Origin of the sequence: Phenylobacterium sp. (assembly GCF_046291545.1) — a bacterium.
Taxonomy (GTDB): domain Bacteria; phylum Pseudomonadota; class Alphaproteobacteria; order Caulobacterales; family Caulobacteraceae; genus Phenylobacterium.
The window spans coordinates 208,223-231,053 of record NZ_JBKBSM010000002.1; the positions used below are offsets into that span (position 1 = coordinate 208,223).

Here is a 22,831-nt window from a genome sequence, read left to right on the forward strand (position 1 = left end):
AGGAGAGCCCTCAATGGCTTCCGCCAAACCCGGTTCGCGCGTGCTGAGCGACTGGCGGCCCGAGGACCCGGCCTTCTGGGCCGAGACCGGCCGGCCGATCGCGCGCCGCAACCTATGGATCTCGGTGCCCAACTTGCTGCTGGCCTTCGCCGTGTGGATGGTCTGGTCGATGGTCGTGGCCAAGCTGAAGCTGATCGGCTTCCAGTTCACGACCGAGCAGCTCTTCTGGCTGACGGCGCTGCCCGCCCTGTCGGGCGCCACCCTGCGCATCTTCTACAGCTTCATGGTGCCGATCTTCGGCGGGCGGCTGTGGACGACGCTGTCGACCCTGTCGCTGCTGGTCCCGGCGATCGGCATCGGCGTGGTGGTGCAGGACCCCTCGACGCCCTACGCGGTGTTCGTCGGCCTGGCGCTGCTGTGCGGCCTGGGCGGGGGCAACTTCGCCTCGTCGATGTCGAACGTCTCGTTCTTCTTCCCCAAGGCCGAGAAGGGCAACGCCCTGGCGCTCAACGCCGGCTTCGGCAACCTCGGCGTCAGCGTCATGCAGTTCCTGGTGCCGGTGGTGGTGGGGCTGTCGATGTTCGCCCCCCTGGTCGGCGCGCCGCAGACGGCGGTGGAGAACGGCGTGGAGAGCCAGGTCTGGCTGCAGAACGCCGCCTACGTCTGGGTTCCCTTCATTGTCGTTTCCGCGGTCCTGGCCTGGTTCGGCATGAACGACATCGCCTCGGCGCGGGCTTCCTTCGCCGAGCAGGCCGTCGTGTTCCGCCGGCCGCACAACTGGATCATGTGCTGGCTCTATCTCGGCACCTTCGGCTCGTTCCTGGGCTTCTCGGCGGCCTTCCCGCTGCTGACCAAGACCCTGTTCCCCGAGGTGAACGCCCTGCAGTTCGCCTTCCTGGGCCCGCTCGTGGGCGCAGGCTCGCGGGCGCTGACCGGCTGGGTGTCCGACCGCTTCGGCGGCCAGCACGTCACCCACTGGGTGTTCCTGGCCCTGTGCGCCGGCGTGGGCGCGGTGCTCTACAGCATCGGGGCGACGGGCGCGGAGCCGTCCTTCGCCGCCTTCTTCGCCAGCTTCATGTGGCTGTTCTTCTGGACCGGCGTCGGCAACGCATCGACCTTCCAGATGATCCCGGCCATCGTGCGCTCGGACATGCCGCGGCTGATGCCGACGGCGAACCCGGCCGCCCGGCTGAAGGCCGCCGAGATGGAATCGGCCGCCATCGTCGGCTTCACCTCGGCGATCGGCGCCTTCGGCGGCTTCTTCATCCCCAAGGCCTTCGGCGACAGCCTCAAGGCCACCGGCGATCCGCAGATGGCCCTGCTGATCTTCCTCGGCTTCTACGTCAGCTGCGTGGTCGTGAACTGGGCCTTCTACGCCCGGCCGTCCTCGATGCTCGACGCCTCCCGCAACACCATCGCCCCGGAGACCGCGGCATGAGCCATACCCTCGACCGCCTGGCGTTCTTCACCCGCAAGACCGAGCTGTTCTCCGACGGCCACGGGGTGATGAACGATGATGACCGCGCCTGGGAGGAGGCCTACCGCTCCCGCTGGCGCCACGACAAGATCGTGCGCTCCACCCACGGGGTGAACTGCACGGGCTCGTGCTCCTGGAAGATCTACGTCAAGGGCGGGATCGTCACCTGGGAGACCCAGCAGACCGACTATCCGCGCACGCGGCCGGAGCTGCCGAACCACGAGCCCCGCGGCTGCGCCCGCGGCGCCAGCTACAGCTGGTACCTCTACTCGGCCAACCGGGTGAAGTACCCGCTGATCCGCTCGCGGCTGCTGAAGCTGTGGCGCGAGGCGCGGGCGACGCGCACGCCGGTCGCCGCCTGGGCCTCGATCCAGGCCGATGCGGCCAAGCGCAGGAGCTACACCTCGGTGCGCGGCTCCGGCGGCTTCGTGCGCGCCACCTGGGACGAGGTCACCGAGATCGTCGCGGCGGCCAACGCCTACACGGTCAAGGAATGGGGCCCGGACCGGGTGTTCGGCTTCTCGCCGATCCCGGCCATGTCGATGGTCTCCTACGCGGCGGGAGCGCGCTACCTGCAGCTCCTGGGCGGGGTCTGCGGCTCGTTCTACGACTGGTACTGCGACCTGCCGCCGTCCTCGCCGCAGACCTGGGGCGAGCAGACCGACGTGGCCGAGAGCGCCGACTGGTACAACTCCGGCTTCCTGATCCTGTGGGGCTCGAACGTGCCCCAGACCCGCACGCCGGACGCCCACTTCTACACCGAGGCCCGCTACCGCGGCGCCAAGTCGGTGGTGATCTGCCCCGACTATTCGGAAGCCTCGAAGTTCTCGGACCTGTGGCTGCCGGTGAAACAGGGCACGGACGCGGCCCTGGCCATGGCCTTCGGCCACGTGATCCTCAAGGAGTTCCACGTCGACCGGCAGGTTCCCTACTTCCGCGACTACCTGCGCAAGTACTCGGACATGCCGATGCTGGTGCGGCTGGTTCCCCAGGACGGCGGCTGGGCGCCGGAGCGCCTGGTGCGGGCGGCCGACTTCGAGGGCGCCCTCGGCCAGGCCAACAATCCGGAGTGGAAGACCGTGGCCGTCGACGAGGCGAGCGGCGAGATCGTCGCCCCCCTCGGCTCCATCGGCTTCCGCTGGGGCGAGGACGGCAAGTGGAACCTGGAGGAGAAGGACGCCGAGGGCCGCGAGACGACCCTGCGCCTGGGCCTCAAGGGCGTGCACGACGAGGTCGCCGGCGTGCGCTTCCCCTATTTCGGCAACGCCGCCTCCAACGGCTTCGCCTCGACCGACCACCCGGACGTGCTGGTCCGCAACGTGCCGGTCAAGCGCCTGAAGCTGAAGGACGGGGAGGCGCTGGTCGCCAGCGTCTACGACCTGTTCCTGGCCAACTACGGCGTCGACCAGGGCTTCGGCGGCCAGGCCATGCCGGCCTCCTATGACGACGTGGAGCCCTATTCGCCGGCCTGGGCCGAGGCCATCACCTCGGTGCCCAAGGACCAGATCATCGCCGTGGCCCGCGGCTTCGCCACCAACGCGGAGAAAACCGGCGGCCGCTCGATGGTGATCATCGGGGCGGCGATGAACCACTGGTTCCACATGGACATGAACTACCGCGGCGTCATCAACATGCTGGTGATGTGCGGCTGCGTGGGGCAGTCCGGCGGCGGCTGGTCGCACTATGTGGGCCAGGAGAAGCTGCGCCCGCAGACTGGCTGGGCGCCGCTGGCCTTCGCCACCGACTGGGTGCGTCCGCCGCGCCAGCAGAACTCCACGTCGTTCTTCTACGCCCACACCGACCAGTGGCGCCACGAGACCCTGGGGGTGGAGGAGATCCTCTCGCCGACCGCGCCGGACGGCGACTGGGGCGGGGCGCTGATCGACTTCAACGCCAAGGCCGAGCGCCTGGGATGGCTGCCCTCGGCGCCCGCCCTGAAGACCAATCCCCTGGCGGTCGCCCGCGCGGCGGCCAAGGAGGGAGTCGATCCCAAGGTCTACGCGGTGCGCGAGCTCAAGGCCGGGCGGCTGGAGATGTCCTGCATGGACCCGGACGATCCGGCCAACTGGCCGCGCAACATGTTCGTCTGGCGCTCGAACCTGCTCGGCTCCTCCGGCAAGGGCCACGAGTACTTCCTCAAGCACCTCCTGGGCGCGGCGCACGGGGTGCAGGGCAAGGACCTGGGCCAGGACGGCCGGCGCAAGCCCACGGACGTGGCCTGGCATGACGACGCGCCGGAGGGAAAGCTGGACCTCCTGGTCACGCTGGACTTCCGGATGTCGACCACCGCGGTCTATTCGGACATCGTCCTGCCGACGGCCACCTGGTACGAGAAGAACGACCTCAACACCTCCGACATGCACCCGTTCATCCACCCGCTGAGCGCGGCGGTGGACCCGGCCTGGGAGGCCAAGTCGGACTGGGAGATCTTCAAGGCGATCGCCCGCCGGTTTTCGGAGGTCGCGCCCGAGACGCTGGGGGTGGAGCAGGACGTCGTCCTGACCCCGATCCAGCACGACAGCGCCGCCGAGCTGGCCCAGCCGTTCGACGTGGCCGACTGGTCCAAGGGCGAGTGCGAGGCGATCCCCGGCAAGACCATGCCGCAGATCACCGTGGTCGAGCGGGACTACCCCAACCTCTACAAGCAGTTCACCGCCCTCGGCCCGCTGATGGCCAAGGTCGGCAACGGCGGCAAGGGGCTGGCCTGGAAGACCGAACACGAAGTCGACCTCCTGCGCGCCCTGAACGGGGCGGTGTCCGAGCCCGGCCGCACCGAGGGGCTGCCGCGCATCGACAGCGACATCGACGCCTGCGAGACCATCCTGACCCTGGCGCCGGAGACCAACGGCGAGGTGGCGGTCAGGGCCTGGGAGGCGCTGGGCAAGCAGACCGGCCGCGACCACGCCCACCTGGCCCTGCCCAAGGAGGACGAGAAGATCCGCTTCCGCGATCTCCTCGCCCAGCCGCGCAAGATCATCTCCTCGCCGATCTGGTCGGGACTGGAGAGCGAGAAGGTCTGCTACAACGCCGGCTATACCAACGTCCACGAGCTGATCCCCTGGCGCACCCTGACGGGCCGCCAGCAGCTCTACCAGGACCACCTGTGGATGCGGGCGTTCGGAGAGGCGCTGTGCGTCTACCGCCCGCCGGTCGACCTGAAGACCACCTGGGTCAAGGGCCGCAAGCCCAACGGCGAGACCGAGATCGTCCTCAACTTCATCACCCCGCACCAGAAGTGGGGCATCCACTCCACCTATTCGGACAACCTCATGATGCTCACGCTCAACCGCGGCGGGCCGGTGGTCTGGGTGTCGGAGACGGACGCGAAGAAGGCGGGGATCGTCGACAACGACTGGATCGAGGTCTTCAACGCCAACGGGGCGCTCACCGCCCGGGCGGTGGTCTCCCAGCGGATCCGTGAAGGCACGACCTTCATGTACCACGCCCAGGAAAAGATCGTGAACACGCCGGGCTCGGAGCTCACCGGCCAGCGGGGCGGAATCCACAACTCCGTCACCCGCGTGGTGCCCAAGCCGACGCACATGATCGGCGGCTACGCCCAGCTCGCCTACGGCTTCAACTACTACGGCACCGTGGGCTCCAACCGCGACGAGTTCGTCGTCGTCCGCAAGATGAAGAGGGTCGACTGGCTCGATGAGCCTCGGTCCCGTGAGGAGTCCGCCCAATGAAGGTGCGTGCGCAGATCGGCATGGTGCTGAACCTGGACAAGTGTATCGGCTGCCACACCTGTTCGGTCACCTGCAAGAACGTCTGGACCAACCGGCAGGGTGTCGAATACGCCTGGTTCAACAACGTCGAGACCAAGCCCGGCGTCGGCTTTCCCAAGGACTGGGAGAACCAGAAGCGCTGGAACGGCGGCTGGCGGCGCAAGGCCAACGGCAAGATCGAGCCGCGGATGGGCCCCAAGTGGCGCATCCTGGCCAAGATCTTCGCCAATCCGGACCTGCCGGAGATCGACGACTACTACGAGCCCTTCGACTTCGACTACGGCCACCTGCAGACCGCGCCGGAGATGAAGGCGTTCCCCACCGCCCGGCCGCGCTCGAAGATCACCGGCGAGCGCATGGAGAAGATCGAGTGGGGGCCGAACTGGGAGGAGATCCTGGGCGGCGAGTTCGCCAAGCGGAAGGCCGACTACAACTTCGAAGGGGTCGAGACCGAGATCTACGGCCAGTTCGAGAACACCTTCATGATGTACCTGCCGAGGCTGTGCGAGCACTGCCTCAACCCCACCTGCGTGGCGGCGTGCCCCTCGGGCGCGATCTACAAGCGGGAGGAGGACGGCATCGTCCTGATCGATCAGGACAAGTGCCGCGGCTGGCGGATGTGCGTCTCGGCCTGCCCCTACAAGAAGATCTACTACAACTGGGAATCCGGGAAGTCGGAGAAGTGCACCTTCTGCTTCCCGCGGATCGAGGTGGGCCAGCCGACGGTCTGTTCGGAGACCTGCGTTGGACGCATCCGCTACCTGGGCGTCCTGCTCTATGACGCCGACCGGATCGAGGCGGCGGCCTCGACGCCCGACGAGAAGGACCTCTACCAGGCCCAGCTCGACGTCTTCCTGGACCCGCACGACCCCAAGGTGATCGCCCAGGCTCGCGCCGACGGCGTGCCGGAGGCCTGGCTGGAGGCCGCGCGGATGAGCCCGGTCTACAAGATGGCGATCGACTGGAAGGTGGCCTTCCCGCTGCACCCGGAATACCGGACCCTGCCGATGGTCTGGTACGTGCCGCCGCTGTCGCCGATCCAGTCGGCGGCCTCGGCCGGGGCGCTGGAGATGGACGGCGAGATGCCGGACGTGCGCAGCCTGCGCATCCCGGTGAAGTACCTGGCCAACCTGCTCACCGCCGGCGACGAGGCCCCCGTGGTCTCGGCCCTGGAGCGCATGCTCGCCATGCGCGCCTACATGCGGGCCAAGAGCGTGGAAGGCGTGATCGACCACCGGCTGGCCGAGCGGGTCGGGCTCACCGCGGCCCAGGTCGAGGACATGTACCGCTACATGGCCATCGCCAACTACGAAGACCGCTTCGTCATCCCCACCACCCACCGCGAGAACGCCGAGGACGCCTACGACCTGCGCGGCTCGTGCGGCTTCACCTTCGGCAACGGCTGCTCCGGCGGCCGCACCGAGCTCGGCCTGTTCGGTCCGAACAAGCGCTCGCGCGCCAAGACCCCGATGGAGGCCTGACCATGGCCCTGACCTACAGGGCGCTGGCCCTGCTCCTCACCTATCCCACCGCCGAGACAAAGGCGCTGGTTCCCGCCGCCCTCGAGGCGATCGAAGCCGAGGGCCTGATCGCCGAGCCGGTGCGCCGGGCCCTGCGCCGGCTGACCGCCGAACTGGCCGAAAAGGACCTCTACGAGACCCAGGAAGCCTATGTGTGGCTGTTCGACCGCACGCGCTCGCTGTCGCTGAACCTCTACGAGCACGTGCACGGGGAAAGCCGGGACCGCGGCCAGGCCATGGTGGCCCTGCTGGAGCTCTATCGCAGCAAGGGGCTGGAGCTGTCGGCCAACGAGCTGCCGGACCACCTGCCGGTGTTCCTGGAGTTCCTGTCCACCCAGCCCGAAGACGAGGCCGCGTCGCTGCTGGGCGAGGCCGCCCACGTGCTGAGCGCCATGGGCGAGCGGCTGCACAAGCGTCAGAGCCCCTATCGGGCGGTGTTCGGCGCCCTGGCCTGCCTGGCTGGCGCGCCGGCCGACGACGAGGCGCTCGCCGCCCTGATGCAGGAGCCGGACGACGACCCCGCCGACCTGGAAGCCATGGACAAGCTGTGGGCCGAGACGGCCGTGACCTTCGGCCCCGGCGACGCCGGCTGCCCGAAGGCCGAGTCCCTCGTGCGCGCCATGAACTCGTCGCCGGCCCAACGGTCCGGCGCGGCGGCCTAGGAGACGGTCATGGACCTCAATCAGATCCTCTTCGGCTACTACCCCTACATCGCCCTGGCGGTGCTGGTGATCGGCTCGGTGCTTCGCTTCGACCGCGAGCAGTACACCTGGCGCACGGGGTCCTCCCAGCTCCTGCGGCGACGCCAGCTGGTGGCTGGCTCGGTGATGTTCCACGTGGGGGTGCTGGCGATCTTCGCCGGCCACTTCGTGGGCCTCTTGACCCCGATCGCTGTGTTCGACGCCCTGGGCGTGCCGCACGGCGCCAAGCAGATGCTGGCCATCGTCGCCGGCGGCGCGGCGGGGACCCTGTGCCTGGCCGGGGGGCTGCTGCTGCTGCACCGGCGCCTGTTCGATCCGCGGATCCGCAAGACCTCGTCCTTCGGCGACACGGCGATCCTGGTCCTGCTGATGGCGCAGCTCTGCCTGGGGCTGGCGACCATTCCGGTCTCCCTGCAGCACCGGGACGGCCACGAGATGCTGAAGTTCATGACCTGGGCGCAGGGGGTGTTCACGTTCCGGCCCGGAATCGCGGAGCAGATCGCGGACGTCCACTGGATCTTCAAGGCGCACCTGACCCTGGGCCTGACCATCCTGCTGGTGTTCCCGTTCACCCGGCTGGTGCACATGCTCTCGGCGCCAGTCTGGTACCTGAACCGCCGGGGCTGGCAGCTGGTGCGCACCAAGCGCGCCCTGCCGCGCCGGCCCGAGCCGGCGGCGCCGGTCTATCCGCCGATCCAGGCCGCCCGGCCGGACCTGCGCAGCGCCGCGGAGTAGGGGCCATGCGAACCATCGTCGTCGAAGGGGTGCAGATCCCCGAACGCCTGATCGCCCAGGAGGCGCAGAACCATCCCGGCGCCGACGGCGGCCGGGCCTGGGCCGACGCGTCCCACGCCCTGGCCGTCAAGGCCCTGTTGCTCGACCGGGCGCGGGCCCTCGGCCTCACGCCCGAGGCCGAGACCGACGATGCCGGCCGCGAGGAGACGCCGGAGGAGGCCCTGGTCCGCCAGGTGCTGGAGCTGGAGGTCGAGGCGACCGAGCCCTCCGAGGCCGAGTGCCGGCGGGTGTACGAGGCCCATCCGGACCGCTTCTGCGCGCCAATGCTCTACGAGGCCGCCCACATCCTGTTCGAGCCGCTCGGGCCGGACGAGGCGTCCTGGGCGGAGGCCGAGGCCCTGGCCGGCGCGGCGCTTGCGGGCATCCGCGAGCGTCCGGCCCGGTTCGCCGAGATCGCGCGGGCGGCGTCGCACTGTCCTTCGGGACAGGTCGGCGGCTCGCTCGGCCAGCTTCGCGCGGGCGACCTGGTGCCCGAGATCGAAGCGGCGCTGCTCCAACTGCCGGCGGGCGAGGTGGCGGCCCTGCCGGTGCGCTCGCGCTTTGGCTGGCACGTCCTGAAGATGGTCCGCCGCGTCGAGCCGCGGCGCGTGCCGTTCGAGCTGGCGGCCGAACGCATCCGCCTGCACCTGCAGAGCCGGGCCTGGACGGCGGCGGCGACGCGCTATGTGGGCGAGCTGGCCGAGGCCGCCCGCCGCGGCGGGGCGGCCGTGGCCCTGGCGGAGGAAGGCGCCCTGGCCGCGCCTTCGCCGACCCTGGGCGCGCTGTTCGCCAGCGCCGACATGGACCGCCTGGAGCCGTGGCTGGAGGCGGTGGACCCGGCGCTGCTGACCCGCGCCCGCGCCGCGGCCGAGGCCGAGGGGCTGCCCCTGGCCGACTTCGTCCGGACCGAGGCCGCCGCCTTCGTCGACGAGGCCGACGACGAGGCCTGGACCCAACTCATATCCGCCGCCCAGGGCGCGCCGGACCCCGCGCTCGCGGGCCTCGCCGCCCTCCTCAAATCCAAGGTCGCGCCGCCCAAGCGCACCCTCACTCTTGTCCGCAGGGCCGCCCGATGACCGTCGGCTTTCGCCTTCTCACCCTCGCCGCCGCCACCTGCCTTGCGGCGCCCGTCGCCGCCCACGCGCAGTCCGCTGGGGGCCTCATCCTGGAATCGCGCCTGCGCTACGAGAGCGTGGACCAGGACGGCCTGGCCAAAGACGCCGGGGCCCTGACCCTGCGCACGCGCCTGGGCTACCAGACCCCGGCCTGGCGCGGCTTCCGCGCCCTGGTCGAGGGCGAGAACGTCACCGCCCTGGACGACGACTACAACAGCACCACCAACCTCAAGACCGCCTATCCGGTGGTGGCCGACCCGGAGGCCACCGAGCTGAACCGCGCCCAGGTTTCCTGGACCGGCGAGCGGGGCGGGGCGACGCTGGGGCGCCAGCGGATCATCCTCGGCAACGCCCGGTTCGTCGGCAACGTCGGCTTCCGCCAGAACGAGCAGACCTTCGACGCCCTGCGGGTGGATGTGCGCCCGACCAAGGACATCGCCGTCACCTACGCCTATGTGGACAAGGTGCTCAGGGTGTTCGGCCCGGACAGCGCCCAGGGCGAGTGGGACAGCCGCTCGCACCTGATGCAGCTGGAGGCCAAGACGCCGGCCGGCCAGGTCAGCCTCTACGGCCAGCTCCTGGACCTGCCCGACGCACCGGCCCAGTCCAGCGCCACCTTCGGCGTGCGCCTGGCGGGACAGCGGCCGCTGGGGGGCGAGCTTTCCGCCACCTATGAGGCCGAATACGCGCGGCAGAACGACTACGCCGGCAATCCGGCCGAATTCGAGGTCGACTATGTCGCCTTCAGCGCGGGGCTGAAGACGCCGAAGCGCTGGGCGAGCGTGGGCGTCGAGCGGCTGGACGGCGACGGGCGGCGCGGCTTCCAGACCCCGCTGGCCACGCTGCACGCCTTCCAGGGCTGGGCGGACGTCTTCCTGACCACGCCGGCCGACGGGGTGCGCGACATCAACCTGCGCGGCGGCGCGACGGTGACGGTGGCCGGCCGGCCGCTGAAGCTGGCGGCCGCGGTCCATGGGTTCTCGGCGGGCGACGGCGGCCAGGACTACGGCCGCGAGGTCGACGCGGCGCTGTCGACGCCGCTGACCAAGCGCCTGTCGGCCGAACTGAAGGCCGCGCACTTCGACGGCGAGACGCCGGCCTACCCGGACCGCACCAAGGTCTGGGTGAGCCTCGAATTCAAGTTGTGACGGCGCGCGGGGAGCAGGCCATGACGACCCGAAACGGTGCGATCGAGCCGATCCCCCCGGAACTGATCGCCGATCCGCTCAACTTCTTCTTCGCCGAGCACTATCGGCACCGCCAGCTCTGCCGGGCGATTGACGAGCTGGCGGCGGCGACCTTCTTCGACGCCGAACGCATCAGCGAGGTGGTGGACTTCCTGCGCTTCGAGGCGCCGGTGCACATCATCGACGAGGAGGAGGACCTGTTCCCGCTGCTGCGCCGGCGTTGCCTGCCGGAGGACGAGCTGGAGGGAATCCTCGGAGAGCTGTCGGCCGAGCACAAGGCCGACGGCGTGCTCGGCAAGCGGGTGCGCACCTATCTGGAGGCGTGCCTGGAGAAGCGCCTTGCGCCGGGCGCGGACCTGCTCAGGCGGGGGGACCTGACCGCCTTCGCCGCCCAGGAGCGCCGTCACCTGGCGCTGGAGAACGCCATCGTGCTGCCGATCGCGCGCCTGCGCCTGTCTCCGGAGGACCTGTGCGGCCTCAGCCGGCGGCTGGCCGCCCGTCGCGGCCGCGTCCTGACGGAGGCGGGGGCGTGATCGAGGAGCTGTTCACGCGCAACATCCGCTGGGCGGCGGGGCGCACGCGGGCGGACCCGGAGTATTTCCGCCGCCTGGCGGCCCAGCAGAGCCCGGAGTACCTGTGGGTCGGCTGCTCGGACAGCCGCGTGCCGGCGAACGAGATCGTCGGGCTCGATCCGGGCGAGCTGTTCGTGCACCGCAACGTCGCCAACCTGGCCCCGCCGCAGGACGCCAACTTCCTGTCGGTGCTGCAGTTCGCGGTGGAGATCCTGAAGGTGCGGCACGTGATCGTCTGCGGCCACTACGGCTGCGGCGGGGTGCGCGCCGCGCTCAGCGGCCAGCGGCACGGCCTGATCGACCACTGGCTGCAGCCGGTGGCCTGCCTTTGCCGGCGCGACGCCGCCGAGTTGGAGGCGATCACGGACTTCGACGCGCGGGTGAACGAGGTGTGCGAGCGCAACGTCCTGGCCCAGGTGGCGGCGGTGGCGGCCAACCCCTTCGTGCAGGACGCCTGGCGCCGCGGGCAGACCCTGGCCGTGCACGGCTGGATCTATTCGGTGCAGGACGGGTTGCTGCGGGACCTGGAGACCAGCGTGGACGGCGCGGCCGGCGCCCGCAGGCTGGACGGCCGCCGCCGCGCGCCGCCGCCGCCGCGCCGGCGGCCCCGCATCGAGGGGCCGCGATGAGCGCGCCCCTGGCCGTGGTCGTGCTCGCCGGCGGGGAAGGGCGGCGGATGGGCGGGGACAAGCCCCTGCGCCGCCTGGGCGGCGTGCGCCTCATCGACCGGGCCGTGGCGCTGGCCTGCGCCTGGTCGCCGCTGGTGGCGGTGTCGGTCCGCGACCCCGCGCAGGCGGGCGGCGGAGCGGGCGCGCCGCTGATCCTCGACCGGCCGGGACTGGAGGGACCGCTGGCCGGGCTGGCGGCGGGGCTGGCGTTCGCCGCGCGCAGCGGCGCTGGGCGCCTGCTGACCCTGCCCTGCGACATGCCAAGCCTTCCCCTCGACCTCGCCGAGCGGCTGGGCCAGGCGCTGGCGGCGCCGGACCGGGCGGCCCTGCCGGCCTGCGGCGAACGGGTGCATCCGGTCTGCGGCCTCTGGGACTGCGAGGCGGCCGGGGCGCTGGCGGGCTACGCCGAAAGCGGCCGCTCGTCGGTCTACGGCTTCGCCCGGCACGTGGGGGCCAGGATCGTGGACTGGCCGCCGGACTCGGCGGCCGCGTTCGCCAACGTCAACTCGCCGGAAGACCTGGCCGCCCTGGCCGCCGCCTAGTCCGCGGCGGGATCGCCGCCGCCGCCCAGCGCCTTGTAGAGGGTCGCCAGGTTGGAGGCGCGCTCCAGGCGCAGGGCGATCATCGCCTGCTGCGAGGCGTAGAGCGTGCGCTGGGCGTCGAGCAGGCTGAGGTAGTCGTCCACGCCGCGTTCGTAACGCAGGCGGGCGAGGCGCTCGGCGTCCTCGGCGGCGGCCAGTTCGCGAGTGCGCGCCTGAAGCCGCTCGTCGATCGTTTCGCGCACGGCCAGGGCGTCGGACACCTCGCGGAACCCGGACTGGATCGCCTTTTCGTAGGTGGCCAGGGCGATGTCGCGGCCGGCCGTGGCGGCGCGCAGGCCGGCCAGGTTGGCCCCGCCGGCGAAGATCGGCAGGCTGATCCGGGGCGTGAAGCTCCAGGCGCCGGCGCCGGCGTCGAACAGGCTGGAGAGCTCGGGGCTGGAATGGCCGGTGGAGCCGGTCAGGCTGATCTGCGGCAGGAAGGCGGCCCGGGCAGCGCCGATGTCGGCGTTAGCGCCGCGCAGGCGATGCTCGGCGGCCAGCACGTCCGGCCGGGACAGCAGCACCGCAGACGGGGCGCCCGCCGGCAGGTCGGCGAGGATGGCGACCGAGGCGACGTCGGCGGCGGCGAGGTCGGCTGGCAGGTCCGTCCCCAGGAGCAGGCGAAGGGCGTTGCGGTCCTGGGCGACGCGGGCGGCGGCCTGGGCCACGTCGCCGCGGGACTGTTCCACCAGGATCTGCGCCTGGCGCACCTCGACCTGGGACGCGGCGCCGGCCTCGAAGCGCTTGTTCACCACCTCGGCGGTGGCCTGGCGGGTCTCAAGGGTGCTGCGGGCGATCTCCAGGAGGTCCTGGTCGGCGGCCAGGGTCAGCCAGGCGTTGGCGGTCTCGGCGATCAGGCTGATGCGGGCGGCGCGCCAGTCGGCCTCGGTGGCCAGGAAATCCTGCCGCGAAGCCTCGGTCAGGCTGCGCACCCGGCCGAACAGGTCGAGCTCGAAGGCGCTGACGGCGAGGTCGGCGCCGTAGACGTCGGCCTCCACGGGCTGGGCCGTCCCGGCGACGGCGGCGGGCGTGCGCGTGCGGGCCAGGGAGCCGACCGCGGCGACGCCGGGCACGAGGCCGGCGCGCTGGATGCGGTACTGCGCCCGGGCCGCATCGATGTTGAGCACGGCCACGCGCAGGTCGCGGTTGTTGTCCAACGCCAGGGCGATCACCTGCTGCAGGCGCGGGTCGGGGAACACCTCGCGCCAGCCGAGGCCCTCGGCCGAGGTCGCCGTCCCGGCCTGGGGCGTGACCGCCGACCAGACCTGCGGGCTCGGCGGGGAGGGCGCGCGCTCGTAGCGCGGGGCGAGGGTGCATCCCGAGAGCGCGGCGGAAGCGGCCAGGGCCAGGGCGAGGGGGGCGCGGGTCATCTCAATGGGCCTCGGCCGGATCGGCCGCCGCCTGGGGCGGGGACTGAGGTGGCGACTGGGGTGGCGACTGGGGCTTGGGCGCAAACAGGCTGCGGACCAGCACGTAGAACAGCGGCACGAAGAAGATCACCAGGGCGGTGCCGGCCAGGACCCCGCCGATCACCCCGGTGCCGATGGCGTGGTGGCTGCCCGAGCCGGCCCCGTTGGAGATGGCCAGGGGCGTCACCCCGCAGGTGAAGGCCAGCGAGGTCATCAGGATCGGCCGCAGGCGTACGCGCACCGCCTGCAGGGTGGCGTCGACCAGGGCCATGCCCCGAGCCTGGGCGTCCTTGGCGAACTCGATGATCAGGATGGCGTTCTTGGCGGTCAGCCCCATGGTCGTCAGCATGCCGACCTGGAAGTAGATGTCGTTGGACAGGCCGCGCAGGGTGGTGGCGAGCAGGGCGCCGAACACCCCGAGCGGGATCGCCAGGATCACCGCCAGCGGGATCGACCAGCTCTCATAGAGGGCCGCCAGCAACAGGAAGATGACCAGCACCGACAGGGCGTAGAGCGCCGGCGCCTGGCCGCCCGCCTCGCGTTCCTGGCGGGAGAGGCCCGTCCACTCGTAGCCGATCCCGTCGGGCAGCTTGGCGATCAGCTCCTCCATCGCGGCCATGGCCTCGCCGGTGCTGCGGCCGCGGGCGGCCTCGCCCTGGATGTTGACCGAGGGAAAGCCGTTGTAGCGCTCCAGGCGCGGCGAGCCCTGGATCCACACCGCGGTCCCGAAGGCCGAGAAGGGGATCATCTCGCCGCTGGCGTTGCGCACGTACCAGCGCGCCAGGTCCTCGGGCCGCATGCGCGCGCCGGCCTCGGCCTGGAGGTAGACCTTCTTGACCCGGCCCTCGTCGAGGAAGTCGTTCACATAGGCGCCGCCGAAGGCCGCGCTGAGGTTCTCGTTGATGTCGGAGAGGTTGAGACCCATGGCCCCGGCCTTGGCCGTGTCGATCTCGATCTTGAGCTGGGCGGTGTCGTCGAGGCCGTTGGGGCGCACCCCGGTCAGGCGCGGGTCCTGGGCGGCCATGCCGAGCAGCTGATTGCGGGCGGCCATCAGCGCCTCATGGCCGAGGCCCCCCTCGTCCTTGAGCTGAAGGTCGAAGCCGGAGGCCGTGCCGAGCTCGGGGACGGCGGGCGGCACGATGGGGAAGGCCTGGGCGTCGCGATAGCCCATGAAGGCGCCCATGGCGCGGCCGGCGATGGCCGGCGCCTTCATGTCGCCCGCCTTGCGCTCCTCGAAGTCCTTCAGGCGGATGAAGCCCATGCCGGCGTTCTCGCCGGCGCCGGCGAAGCTGAAGCCGGCGACGGTGAAGATCGAACTCACGGCCTTGTCGGACAGGAACTGGCGCTCGACCTTGTCGAGCACGCCCAGCGTCCGTTCCTGGGTCGCGCCGGGGGGCAGCTGCACCAGCACCATCATCGAGCCCTGATCCTCGTCGGGCAGGAAGCTGGAGGGCAGGCGCAGGAAGAGGAAGCCGACGCCGACCAGGATCACCACGAAGGCGACGACGCCGCGCCGGCGGCCGCGGCCGAGAAGCCCGGCGACCCGCGCCTCGTAGCCGCGCGCGGTGCGCTCGAAGTTGCGGTTGAACCAGCCGAAGAAACCGCGGGCGTGGTGGTGCTCGCCCTTGGCCAGAGGCTTCAGGAGGGTGGCGCACAGGGCCGGCGTCAGGATCAGCGCCACCATCACCGACAGCAGCATGGCCGAGACGATGGTCACCGAGAACTGGCGGTAGATGACCCCCTGGGAGCCGCCGAAGAAGGCCATCGGCACGAACACGGCGGACAGCACCAGGGCGATGCCGATCAGGGCGCCGGAAATCTCCCCCATCGACTTGCGGGTGGCCTCGCGGGGACTCAGGCCCTCCTCGCTCATCACCCGCTCGACGTTCTCGACCACGACGATGGCGTCGTCGACCAGGAGGCCGATGGCCAGCACCAGGGCCAGCATGGTCAGCACGTTGATGGAATAGCCGAAGGCGGCGAGCACGCCGAACACCCCCAGCAGCACCACCGGCACGGCGATGGCGGGCACCAGGGTGGCGCGCCAGTTCTGCAGGAACAGGAACATGACCAGGACGACCAGGGCGATGGCCTCGGCCAGGGTCTTGATCACCTCCTTGATCGACTGCTCGACGAAGGGCGCGCTGTCGTAGGGAATGTCGTAGATGACGTCCTCCGGGAAGGTGGAGGACAGGGCGTCGAGCTGGGCCTTCACCGCGCGGCTGGTGTCCAGGGCGTTGGCGCCGGTGGCCAGCTTGATGGCCATGCCGCCCGCGGGCTTGCCGTTGTAGCGGCCGACCGAGGCGTAGCTTTCTTGGCCGAGTTCGACCCGGGCGACGTCGCCCAGGCGCACGTTGGCCCCGCCGGCGTCGGTCTTCAGCACGATGTCGCGGAACTGCTCGACCGTCTGGAGGCGCGACTGGGCGGAGATGGCCGCCGTCACGGTCGTGCCGGCCACGGCCGGGGCCGCGCCGATGGCGCCGCCGGAGACCTGGGCGTTCTGGGCGGTGACGACGGCGGCCACGTCGGCGGGGGTGAGCGACAGCGCCGCCAGCTTCGCCGGGTCGAGCCAGATGCGCATCGCCTCCTGCGAGCTGAACATCTGGACGTCGCCGACGCCTTCGACGCGGCTGATCGGGTCCTGCAGCTTGGAGGCGATGAAGTCGCCGATCTCCAGTTCGGAGACCTTGCCGGTCTTGCTGTAGAGCGCGATCACCATCTGGAAGTTGTCGGCCGCCTTGGTGACGCTGAGGCCCTGCCTCTGGACCTCCTGCGGCAACAGGGCCGTGGCGGTCTGCAGCTTGTTCTGCACCTGCACGGCGGCGATGTCGGGATCGGTCCCGGCCTCGAAGGTCAGGTTGATCATCGCCTGGCCGGCGCCGTCGCTGGACGAGGACAGGTAGAGCAGCCCGTCCAGACCCTTCATCTTCTGCTCGATGACCTGGGTGACGCTGTCCTCGACCGTCTTGGCCGAGGCGCCAGGATACATGGCGGCGATCGTCACCTGCGGCAGGCCGACGTTCGGGTACTGTGCGATGGGCAGGGCGGAGATCGACAGGGCGCCCGCCAGCATCACGACGATGGCGACCACCCAGGCGAAGATCGGGCGGTCGATGAAGAAACGCGAGAGCATGGGAGCGGCCTACTTGCGCGCGGTCTGGGCGAGGGGGACAGGTTTGACCGGCGCGCCGGGCTGGACCTTCTGCAGGCCCTCGACGATCACGCGGTCGCCGGGCTTGAGGCCGGAGGCGACGAGCCAGTCGGTCCCGACGGTCTGGCCGACCTTGATCGGGCGAACCTCTGCCTTGCCGCCGGCGCCGACGACCATGACCTGGGCCGCGCCGGCCGCGTCGCGGGTGACCGCGGCCTGGGGCACGGTGAGCGCATTCTCGAACTGGCCCTGCTCGACGCTGGCGCGCACGTACATGCCGGGCAGCAGGGCGCCCTGGGGATTGGGGAAGACCGCGCGCAGGGCCACCATGCCGGTCCCGACGTCGACGCTGGCGTCGGCGAACTTGAGCTTGCCCTTCAGCGGATAGGCCGTGCCGTCCTCGAGCTTCAGGGCGACCTCGGCCGAACCGTCGCCGGCGGTCTCGGCGGCGCGGCGCAGCTTGAGCATCTCGGCGACCGACTGGTTCAGGTCGACATAAATCGGGTCGAGCTTGCGGATGGTGGTGAGCGGGGTCGCCTGCTGGGCGGTGACCAGGGCCCCGGCGGTGACCGCGGAGCGGCCGATACGTCCGGAGATCGGGGCGTTGACGCGGGTGTAGGCGAGGTTGACCTCGGCCTCGGCCAGGGCGGCGCGCCGCGCGGCGACGTTGGCCTTGGCCTCCTGGAACGCGGCCTGGGCCTCGTCGTTGTCCTGGCGGCTGACGGCGTTCTCCTTGACCAGGTCCGCGTAGCGTTCGGCCTTGGAGCGGGCGGAGGCGAGCAAGGCTTCGGCCTGGGCCAGGGCGGCGCGGGCGCTGTCGGCCTGGGCGCGGTAGATCGCCGGGTCGATCTGATAGAGGGGCTGGCCCGCCTTGACGAAGGCGCCTTCCTCGAAGAGCCGGGCCTTGACGACCCCGTTCACCTGCGGACGCACCTCGGAGACCTCGAAGTCCGTCGTACGGCCGGAGAGCTCGGAGGTCAGCGGCACGGTCCGCGGGGTCATGACCGCAACGCCCACCTCCACTGGGCCGTCGCCGCCCTGCTGCTGAGCCGCGCTGGGCTGGCAGGCGGCAAGGAGTCCGGCGACGCCGATCAAGGCGAAGGGGCGTAGGGTGGCGTACGGACGCATGGGAATCGCTCCGGAAGACGTCGGGGGAGGGCGGCGTCTGGACAGAATGAGAATGAACGTTCATTCTCATCGGGGCTCAGATAGGAACGGGTTGACGCAAAGTCAACCGCCCCAGCGCAGCCGGGAGGCGCAATGAGCGAAGAAGACGTGGAGGAACCGGGCGAGCGACGGCGGATTTCGGCCGAGGCGCGCCGCGACCAGATCCTGGACGCCGCCGAAGCCTGCGTGCGGCGCCACGGCTTTCACGGGGCGAGCATGGCCGAGATCGCCCAGGAGGCCGACCTCAGCGTCGGCCAAATCTACCGCTACTTCGAGAACAAGGCCGCGATCGTGGCCGCGCTGGTGGAGCGCGACCGCGCCGAGCTGGACGAGAAGTTCAAGGCCGTCGAGGCGCTGGACGGCGACGTGCTGAAGGCCTGCATCGCGCTCAGCGGCGATGTGGTGGAGCGGGCCCTGGACGTGCGCAGCGCCGGGCTGATGCTGGAGGTGCTGGCCGAGAGCGCGCGCAACCCGGAAGTCATGGCCATCGTGCGGGCCATGGAGGAGAACGACCGCGAGTCGGCGACCCGCACCTTCTCGCGCCTGGCCAAGCCGGGCTGGACCGAGAAGGGCCTCGCCACGCGGCTGGAGATGCTGTCGGCGCTCATGGAGGGGCTGCGCACGCGGGCGATCTTCCAGCCCGACATCGACCGCAGGTTCCTCGCCTATCTGATGGGCGAGGCGGTGCGCGTCGTCTTGACGGCCGAGGAGCCGCCGGCCTGAGCGCGGAGCCCAGGGCCGGCGGCCCGCCGGATCAGGCGGCGGCGACTTCCTCGACCGGCGCCAGGCGGATCAGGTAGTCGAAGGCCGAGAGCGCGGCCTTCGAGCCTTCGCCCATGGCGATGACGATCTGCTTGTAGGGGACGGTGGTGGCGTCCCCCGCCGCAAAGACGCCGGGGACGGACGTCGCGCCGCGGGCGTCCACCTCGATCTCGCCGCGGGGAGACAGGGCGAGCGATCCTTGCAGCCACTCGGTGTTGGGCACCAGGCCGATCTGGACGAAGACGCCCTCCAGCTCCACGCGATGCAGCTCTTCGGTGCGGCGGTCCTTGTAGGACAGGCCCGTGACCTTCTCCCCGTCGCCATGGACCGCGGTGGTCTGGGCGCTGGTCAGCACCGTCACGTTGGGCAGGCTGAAGAGCTTGCGCTGGAGCACCGCGTCGGCGCGGAGCTGGGCGTCGAACTCGATCAGGGTGACATGGGCGACGATGCCGGCCAGGTCGATGGCCGCCTCCACGCCGCTGTTGCCGCCGCCGATCACCGCCACGCGCTTGCCCTTGAACAGGGGGCCGTCGCAGTGGGGGCAGTAGGCCACCCCCTTGTTGCGGTACTCCTCCTCGCCGGGAACGTTCATCTGCCGCCAGCGGGCGCCGGTGGCCAGGATGACGGTCTTGGCCCGCAGGCTGGCGCCGTGCTCCAGCTCGACCTCGACCAGACCGCCGGGACGCGAGGCCGGGACCAGGCGCACGGCGGTCTGCAGGTTCATGACGTCGACGTCGTAGTCCTTGACGTGCTGCTCGAGGGCGGCGGCCAGCCTTGGCCCCTCGGTGTGGGGCACGGAGATGAAGTTCTCGATCGCCATGGTGTCGAGCACCTGGCCGCCGAACCGCTCGGCGGCGACGCCCGTGCGAATGCCCTTGCGCGCGGCGTAAATGGCCGCGGCCGCGCCGGCCGGGCCCCCGCCGACCACGAGGACGTCGAAGGCGTCCTTGGCCTTGATCTTCTCGACCTCGCGGGCGACCGCGCCGGTGTCGATCTTGGCCAGGATCTGCTCCAGGTTCATGCGGCCCTGGGCGAAGGGCTCGCCGTTGAGAAGCACGGTCGGCACGGCCATGACCTTGCGCTGCTCGACCTCGGCCTGGAACAGGGCGCCGTCGATGGCGACGTGGCGCACCCTGGGGTTCAGGGCGGCCATCATGTTCAAGGCCTGCACCACGTCCGGGCAGTTCTGGCAGGACTGGGAGAAGTAGGTTTCGAAGACGAAGTCGCCGTCCAGCGCCTTCACCTGGTCGATCACCTCGGGCTCGACCCGCGGCGGGTGGCCGCCCACGTGCAGGAGGGCCAGCACCAGGGAGGTGAACTCATGGCCCAGGGGCAGGCCGGCGAAGCGCACGCCGACGTCCTCGCCCGGACGGGTCACGGCGAAGGAGGGAACGCGGGCGTCGGCGCCGTCCAGGCGCACGGAGACCTTGTCCGAGGCCGCGGCGACGTCGGCCAGAAGCGCCTTGAGCTCCTCGGACTTCGGCGAGGCGTCGAGGCTGGCCACGAGCTCGACCGGCTGACGCAGGTTCTGCAGGTAGGTGGCGAGCTGAGTCTTCAGGCCTTGGTCCAACATGGCGGGCTCCAGGTGCGGAATTCGGGGACGGGGATCGCCGCCGCCCGGCGCAGCGGGCGCGGGCGGCGACGACGGAGAGGCGGCTTAGATCTTGCCGACCAGGTCCAGGGACGGGGCGAGGGTCTTTTCGCCTTCTTCCCACTTGGCCGGGCAGACTTCGCCGGGGTGAGCGGCGACGTACTGGGCGGCCTTGACCTTGCGCAGCAGTTCGGAGGCGTTGCGGCCGATGCCTTCGGCGGTCACTTCCATGAACTGGATGACGCCTTGCGGGTCGACCAGGAAGGTGCCGCGGTCGGCCAGGCCCTGGCCCTCACGCATCACGCCGAAGTTGTTGGTGATCTGGCCGGAGGCGTCGCCAAGCATGAAGTACTTGATCTTGCCGATGGCCGGCGAGGTGTCGTGCCAGGCCTTGTGCGAGAAATGGGTGTCGGTGGAGACCGAGTAGATCTCGACGCCCAGCTTCTGGAATTCGCCGTAGAGGTCGGCCATGTCCTCCAGTTCCGTCGGGCAGACGAAGGTGAAGTCGGCCGGATAGAAGAAGAAGACCGCCCACTTGCCCTTCACGTCGGCGTCGGTGACGGTGACGAACTTGCCTTCCTTGAAGGCCTGGGTGGCAAACGGCTTGATCTCGGTGTTGATCAGGGACATCGCTCTCTCCTGGTAGGGTGTCGATAGGCGCTGTCTATATCGCGCCGCACCATCAAGAAAATTGATTTTACCTGGACTTATCATCGAAAATTTCGATGAAACCTCCGAGCGTCCACCTGCGGGCGGAACGCACGAACGCCCAAGCTACAACGGACCGAGCGGCGAGCCGGCGCACTGATCCAGATCAATGACGAACGCCGACGCCCGTCGCGGCAATAGGTTCGCCCTATGATCAAGCTGGGCGCCGACGGCCATCGAGCGAACTTTTCTCGCGTCTGCACAAAAAATTTTGTCTATGGCTGTCAAAACGCGGCCCGGAGGCGTCGCGGGGGCGGCGCTTCGCCGCCGGCTGGGGGCGCGATCAGAAAAACTTCCGTGTGAAGCCTGAGCGGCGGGTCCATTGTGCCGCGCCCGCCTTCCGGAGTCCGCAAGCCGTCATGACCGCATCCACAGCTTCCCGCCCTGCCCGCCGCTTCATCGGCGGATTCGGGCTGCAGGTGCTGCTGGGCATGATCGCGGGACTGGGCCTGGGCCTGGCGGCGCGGAGCCTCGGGCCGGAGCCGGGGCAGGCAGGCTACGCCCTGGCCGAGGCGCTGCGCCTGACCGGCTCCATCTTCGTCCAGCTCCTGAAGGCGCTGGTGCCGCCGCTGGTGTTCACCGCGATCGTCGCCTCCATCGCCAACCTGCGCGAACTGCAGAACGCCGCCGGACTGGTGTGGCGCACGCTGATGTGGTTCGCGGCCACCGCCCTGATCGCGGTGTCGATCGGCATCGCCCTGGGGCTGATCCTGCAGCCGGGGGTGAACGCGGGGGTCGCGGCCGCCGCGGCCGAGGTCCCGCACGCCCGCGGCTCCTGGCTGGACTTCCTGTCGAGCCTCGTGCCCTCCAACATGCTCGGCCTGACCGCCACGACCACCGTCGCCGACGACGGGACCGCGGTCACGGGCCTGTCGTTCAACGTGCTGCAGATCGTGGTGATCTCGCTGGTGATCGGCGCGGCGGCCCTGAGGTCGGGCGAAGCGGGGCGCACGTTCCTGACCTTCAACGCCTCGGCCCTGAGCGTGGTGCGCAAGGTGCTGTGGTGGGTGATCCGGCTGACGCCGATCGGCACCGTGGGCCTGTTCGGCACAGCGGTGGCCAAGTACGGCTGGACCGCCCTGGGCCAGCTCGGCGCCTTCGTCGCGGCGGTCTACATCGGCCTCTTCATCGTCGGCCTGGTGGTCTATCCGGCGCTGCTGGCGGCGAACGGCCTGAACCCCTTGCGCTTCTTCGCCGCCGTGTGGCCGGCGACGCAGCTCGGCTTCGTCTCGCGCTCCTCGATCGGCACCCTGCCGGTGACCGAGGCGGTGACGGAGGCGCGGCTGGGCGTGCCGCGGGCCTACGCCGCCTTCGCCGTGCCGCTCGGCGCCACGACCAAGATGGACGGCTGCGCGGCCATCTATCCGGCGGTGGCGGCGATCTTCGTGGCCCAGTTCTACCATGTGCCGCTGCAGGTCTCGGACTATCTGCTGATCGTGTTCGTCTCGGTGATCGGCTCGGCGGCGACCGCGGGCCTGACCGGGGCGGTGGTGATGCTGACCCTGACCCTGTCGACGCTGGGCCTGCCGCTGGAAGGCGTGGGGCTGCTGCTGGCGGTGGACCCGATCCTGGACATGGGCCGCACCGCGCTGAACGTCACCGGCCAGGCGCTGGTCCCGACCCTGGTCGCCAAGCGCCAGGGCCTCCTGGACCTGGAGACCTACAACGCCGCGACGGCGCGCCCCCTCGACCTGGGCGGCGAGACCGCCGAAACTTGAGT

Annotated in this window: 17 protein-coding genes; 12 read left to right on the forward strand and 5 right to left on the reverse strand. The window is 70.5% G+C overall.

The window, feature by feature from the left end; all coding sequences use genetic code 11:
- Nucleotides 1-13 precede the first annotated feature (13 nt).
- From ACK4YQ_RS07515 to ACK4YQ_RS07560, 10 genes are read left to right on the forward strand one after another with little or no spacing between them, the layout of a single operon-like run.
- Nucleotides 14-1,438 (forward strand): NarK family nitrate/nitrite MFS transporter, encoded by a 1,425-nt coding sequence (locus tag ACK4YQ_RS07515; RefSeq protein ID WP_409609922.1) that lies wholly within the window; start codon nt 14-16, stop codon nt 1,436-1,438.
- Nucleotides 1,435-5,166 (forward strand): nitrate reductase subunit alpha, encoded by a 3,732-nt coding sequence (locus tag ACK4YQ_RS07520; RefSeq protein WP_409609924.1) that lies wholly within the window; start codon nt 1,435-1,437, stop codon nt 5,164-5,166. The genes ACK4YQ_RS07515 and ACK4YQ_RS07520 overlap by 4 nt, the downstream gene beginning before the upstream one ends.
- Nucleotides 5,163-6,686, forward strand: a complete 1,524-nt coding sequence (gene narH / locus ACK4YQ_RS07525) for a nitrate reductase subunit beta (RefSeq protein WP_409609926.1) — start codon at nt 5,163-5,165, stop codon at nt 6,684-6,686. The genes ACK4YQ_RS07520 and narH overlap by 4 nt, the downstream gene beginning before the upstream one ends.
- Before the next feature lie 2 nt (nt 6,687-6,688).
- Nucleotides 6,689-7,387, forward strand: a complete 699-nt coding sequence (gene narJ, locus ACK4YQ_RS07530; RefSeq protein WP_409609928.1) for a nitrate reductase molybdenum cofactor assembly chaperone — start codon at nt 6,689-6,691, stop codon at nt 7,385-7,387.
- A 9-nt stretch (nt 7,388-7,396) separates the two neighbouring features.
- Nucleotides 7,397-8,161, forward strand: a complete 765-nt coding sequence (gene narI, locus ACK4YQ_RS07535) for a respiratory nitrate reductase subunit gamma (RefSeq protein WP_409609930.1) — start codon at nt 7,397-7,399, stop codon at nt 8,159-8,161.
- 5 nt (nt 8,162-8,166) lie between these two features.
- Nucleotides 8,167-9,276 (forward strand): peptidylprolyl isomerase, encoded by a 1,110-nt coding sequence (locus tag ACK4YQ_RS07540; protein ID WP_409609932.1) that lies wholly within the window; start codon nt 8,167-8,169, stop codon nt 9,274-9,276.
- Entirely contained in the window at nt 9,273-10,463 is a 1,191-nt protein-coding gene (locus ACK4YQ_RS07545) for a hypothetical protein (protein ID WP_409609934.1), read from the forward strand. Before ACK4YQ_RS07540 ends, ACK4YQ_RS07545 begins: the two co-directional genes overlap by 4 nt.
- 20 nt (nt 10,464-10,483) lie before the next feature.
- Nucleotides 10,484-11,035, forward strand: a complete 552-nt coding sequence (locus tag ACK4YQ_RS07550) for a hemerythrin domain-containing protein (RefSeq protein ID WP_409609936.1) — start codon at nt 10,484-10,486, stop codon at nt 11,033-11,035.
- Entirely contained in the window at nt 11,032-11,703 is a 672-nt protein-coding gene (locus ACK4YQ_RS07555; protein WP_409609938.1) for a carbonic anhydrase, read from the forward strand. Before ACK4YQ_RS07550 ends, ACK4YQ_RS07555 begins: the two co-directional genes overlap by 4 nt.
- Nucleotides 11,700-12,284, forward strand: coding sequence for a molybdenum cofactor guanylyltransferase (locus ACK4YQ_RS07560; protein ID WP_409609940.1), 585 nt, complete (start codon nt 11,700-11,702; stop codon nt 12,282-12,284). Before ACK4YQ_RS07555 ends, ACK4YQ_RS07560 begins: the two co-directional genes overlap by 4 nt.
- On the opposite strand, the gene ACK4YQ_RS07565 is transcribed toward ACK4YQ_RS07560, so the two are convergent.
- From ACK4YQ_RS07565 to ACK4YQ_RS07575, 3 genes are read right to left on the reverse strand one after another with little or no spacing between them, the layout of a single operon-like run.
- Nucleotides 12,281-13,693, reverse strand: coding sequence for an efflux transporter outer membrane subunit (locus tag ACK4YQ_RS07565; RefSeq protein WP_409609942.1), 1,413 nt, complete (start codon nt 13,691-13,693; stop codon nt 12,281-12,283). The two genes, ACK4YQ_RS07560 and ACK4YQ_RS07565, sit on opposite strands and share 4 nt — an antisense overlap.
- A gap of 1 nt (nt 13,694) precedes the next feature.
- A complete protein-coding gene (locus ACK4YQ_RS07570; RefSeq protein ID WP_409609944.1) occupies nt 13,695-16,865 on the reverse strand; it encodes an efflux RND transporter permease subunit in 3,171 nt (1,056 codons plus the stop codon).
- A 9-nt stretch (nt 16,866-16,874) separates the two neighbouring features.
- On the reverse strand, nt 16,875-18,011 hold the full coding sequence (locus ACK4YQ_RS07575) for an efflux RND transporter periplasmic adaptor subunit (protein ID WP_409609946.1): 1,137 nt from the start codon (nt 18,009-18,011) through the stop codon (nt 16,875-16,877).
- Between the two features lie 132 nt (nt 18,012-18,143).
- Here ACK4YQ_RS07575 and ACK4YQ_RS07580 point away from each other — a divergent pair, with 132 nt between their 5' ends.
- Nucleotides 18,144-18,773, forward strand: a complete 630-nt coding sequence (locus ACK4YQ_RS07580) for a TetR/AcrR family transcriptional regulator (RefSeq protein ID WP_409609948.1) — start codon at nt 18,144-18,146, stop codon at nt 18,771-18,773.
- 31 nt (nt 18,774-18,804) lie between these two features.
- Here ACK4YQ_RS07580 and ahpF read toward each other — a convergent pair whose 3' ends face one another.
- Nucleotides 18,805-20,385: an alkyl hydroperoxide reductase subunit F gene (ahpF, locus tag ACK4YQ_RS07585; RefSeq protein ID WP_409609950.1), complete on the reverse strand. Its 1,581-nt coding sequence runs from the start codon at nt 20,383-20,385 to the stop codon at nt 18,805-18,807.
- An 84-nt stretch (nt 20,386-20,469) separates the two neighbouring features.
- The gene (gene ahpC, locus ACK4YQ_RS07590) at nt 20,470-21,033 is read right to left on the reverse strand and encodes an alkyl hydroperoxide reductase subunit C (protein WP_409609952.1); all 564 of its coding nucleotides are present in this window, start codon (nt 21,031-21,033) and stop codon (nt 20,470-20,472) included.
- A 437-nt stretch (nt 21,034-21,470) separates the two neighbouring features.
- Between ahpC and ACK4YQ_RS07595 the strand changes: the two genes are divergently transcribed.
- Nucleotides 21,471-22,829 carry a dicarboxylate/amino acid:cation symporter gene (locus tag ACK4YQ_RS07595; RefSeq protein ID WP_409609954.1) on the forward strand — a complete coding sequence of 453 codons (1,359 nt, stop codon included), beginning with the start codon at nt 21,471-21,473 and terminating at the stop codon, nt 22,827-22,829.
- Nucleotides 22,830-22,831 lie beyond the last annotated feature (2 nt).

Excerpts from the sequence above, each read along its gene's own strand:
- ACK4YQ_RS07515 (WP_409609922.1), top strand. The coding sequence starts at position 14 with ATGGCTTCCGCCAAACCCGGTTCGCGCGTGCTGAGCGACTGGCGGCCC.
- ACK4YQ_RS07520 (WP_409609924.1), top strand. The coding sequence starts at position 1,435 with ATGAGCCATACCCTCGACCGCCTGGCGTTCTTCACCCGCAAGACCGAG.
- narH (WP_409609926.1), top strand. The coding sequence starts at position 5,163 with ATGAAGGTGCGTGCGCAGATCGGCATGGTGCTGAACCTGGACAAGTGT.
- narJ (WP_409609928.1), top strand. The coding sequence starts at position 6,689 with ATGGCCCTGACCTACAGGGCGCTGGCCCTGCTCCTCACCTATCCCACC.
- narI (WP_409609930.1), top strand. The coding sequence starts at position 7,397 with ATGGACCTCAATCAGATCCTCTTCGGCTACTACCCCTACATCGCCCTG.
- ACK4YQ_RS07540 (WP_409609932.1), top strand. The coding sequence starts at position 8,167 with ATGCGAACCATCGTCGTCGAAGGGGTGCAGATCCCCGAACGCCTGATC.
- ACK4YQ_RS07545 (WP_409609934.1), top strand. The coding sequence starts at position 9,273 with ATGACCGTCGGCTTTCGCCTTCTCACCCTCGCCGCCGCCACCTGCCTT.
- ACK4YQ_RS07550 (WP_409609936.1), top strand. The coding sequence starts at position 10,484 with ATGACGACCCGAAACGGTGCGATCGAGCCGATCCCCCCGGAACTGATC.
- ACK4YQ_RS07560 (WP_409609940.1), top strand. The coding sequence starts at position 11,700 with ATGAGCGCGCCCCTGGCCGTGGTCGTGCTCGCCGGCGGGGAAGGGCGG.
- ACK4YQ_RS07565 (WP_409609942.1), bottom strand. The coding sequence starts at position 13,693 with ATGACCCGCGCCCCCCTCGCCCTGGCCCTGGCCGCTTCCGCCGCGCTC.
- ACK4YQ_RS07570 (WP_409609944.1), bottom strand. The coding sequence starts at position 16,865 with ATGCTCTCGCGTTTCTTCATCGACCGCCCGATCTTCGCCTGGGTGGTC.
- ACK4YQ_RS07575 (WP_409609946.1), bottom strand. The coding sequence starts at position 18,011 with ATGCGTCCGTACGCCACCCTACGCCCCTTCGCCTTGATCGGCGTCGCC.
- ACK4YQ_RS07580 (WP_409609948.1), top strand. The coding sequence starts at position 18,144 with ATGAGCGAAGAAGACGTGGAGGAACCGGGCGAGCGACGGCGGATTTCG.
- ahpF (WP_409609950.1), bottom strand. The coding sequence starts at position 20,385 with ATGTTGGACCAAGGCCTGAAGACTCAGCTCGCCACCTACCTGCAGAAC.
- ahpC (WP_409609952.1), bottom strand. The coding sequence starts at position 21,033 with ATGTCCCTGATCAACACCGAGATCAAGCCGTTTGCCACCCAGGCCTTC.
- ACK4YQ_RS07595 (WP_409609954.1), top strand. The coding sequence starts at position 21,471 with ATGACCGCATCCACAGCTTCCCGCCCTGCCCGCCGCTTCATCGGCGGA.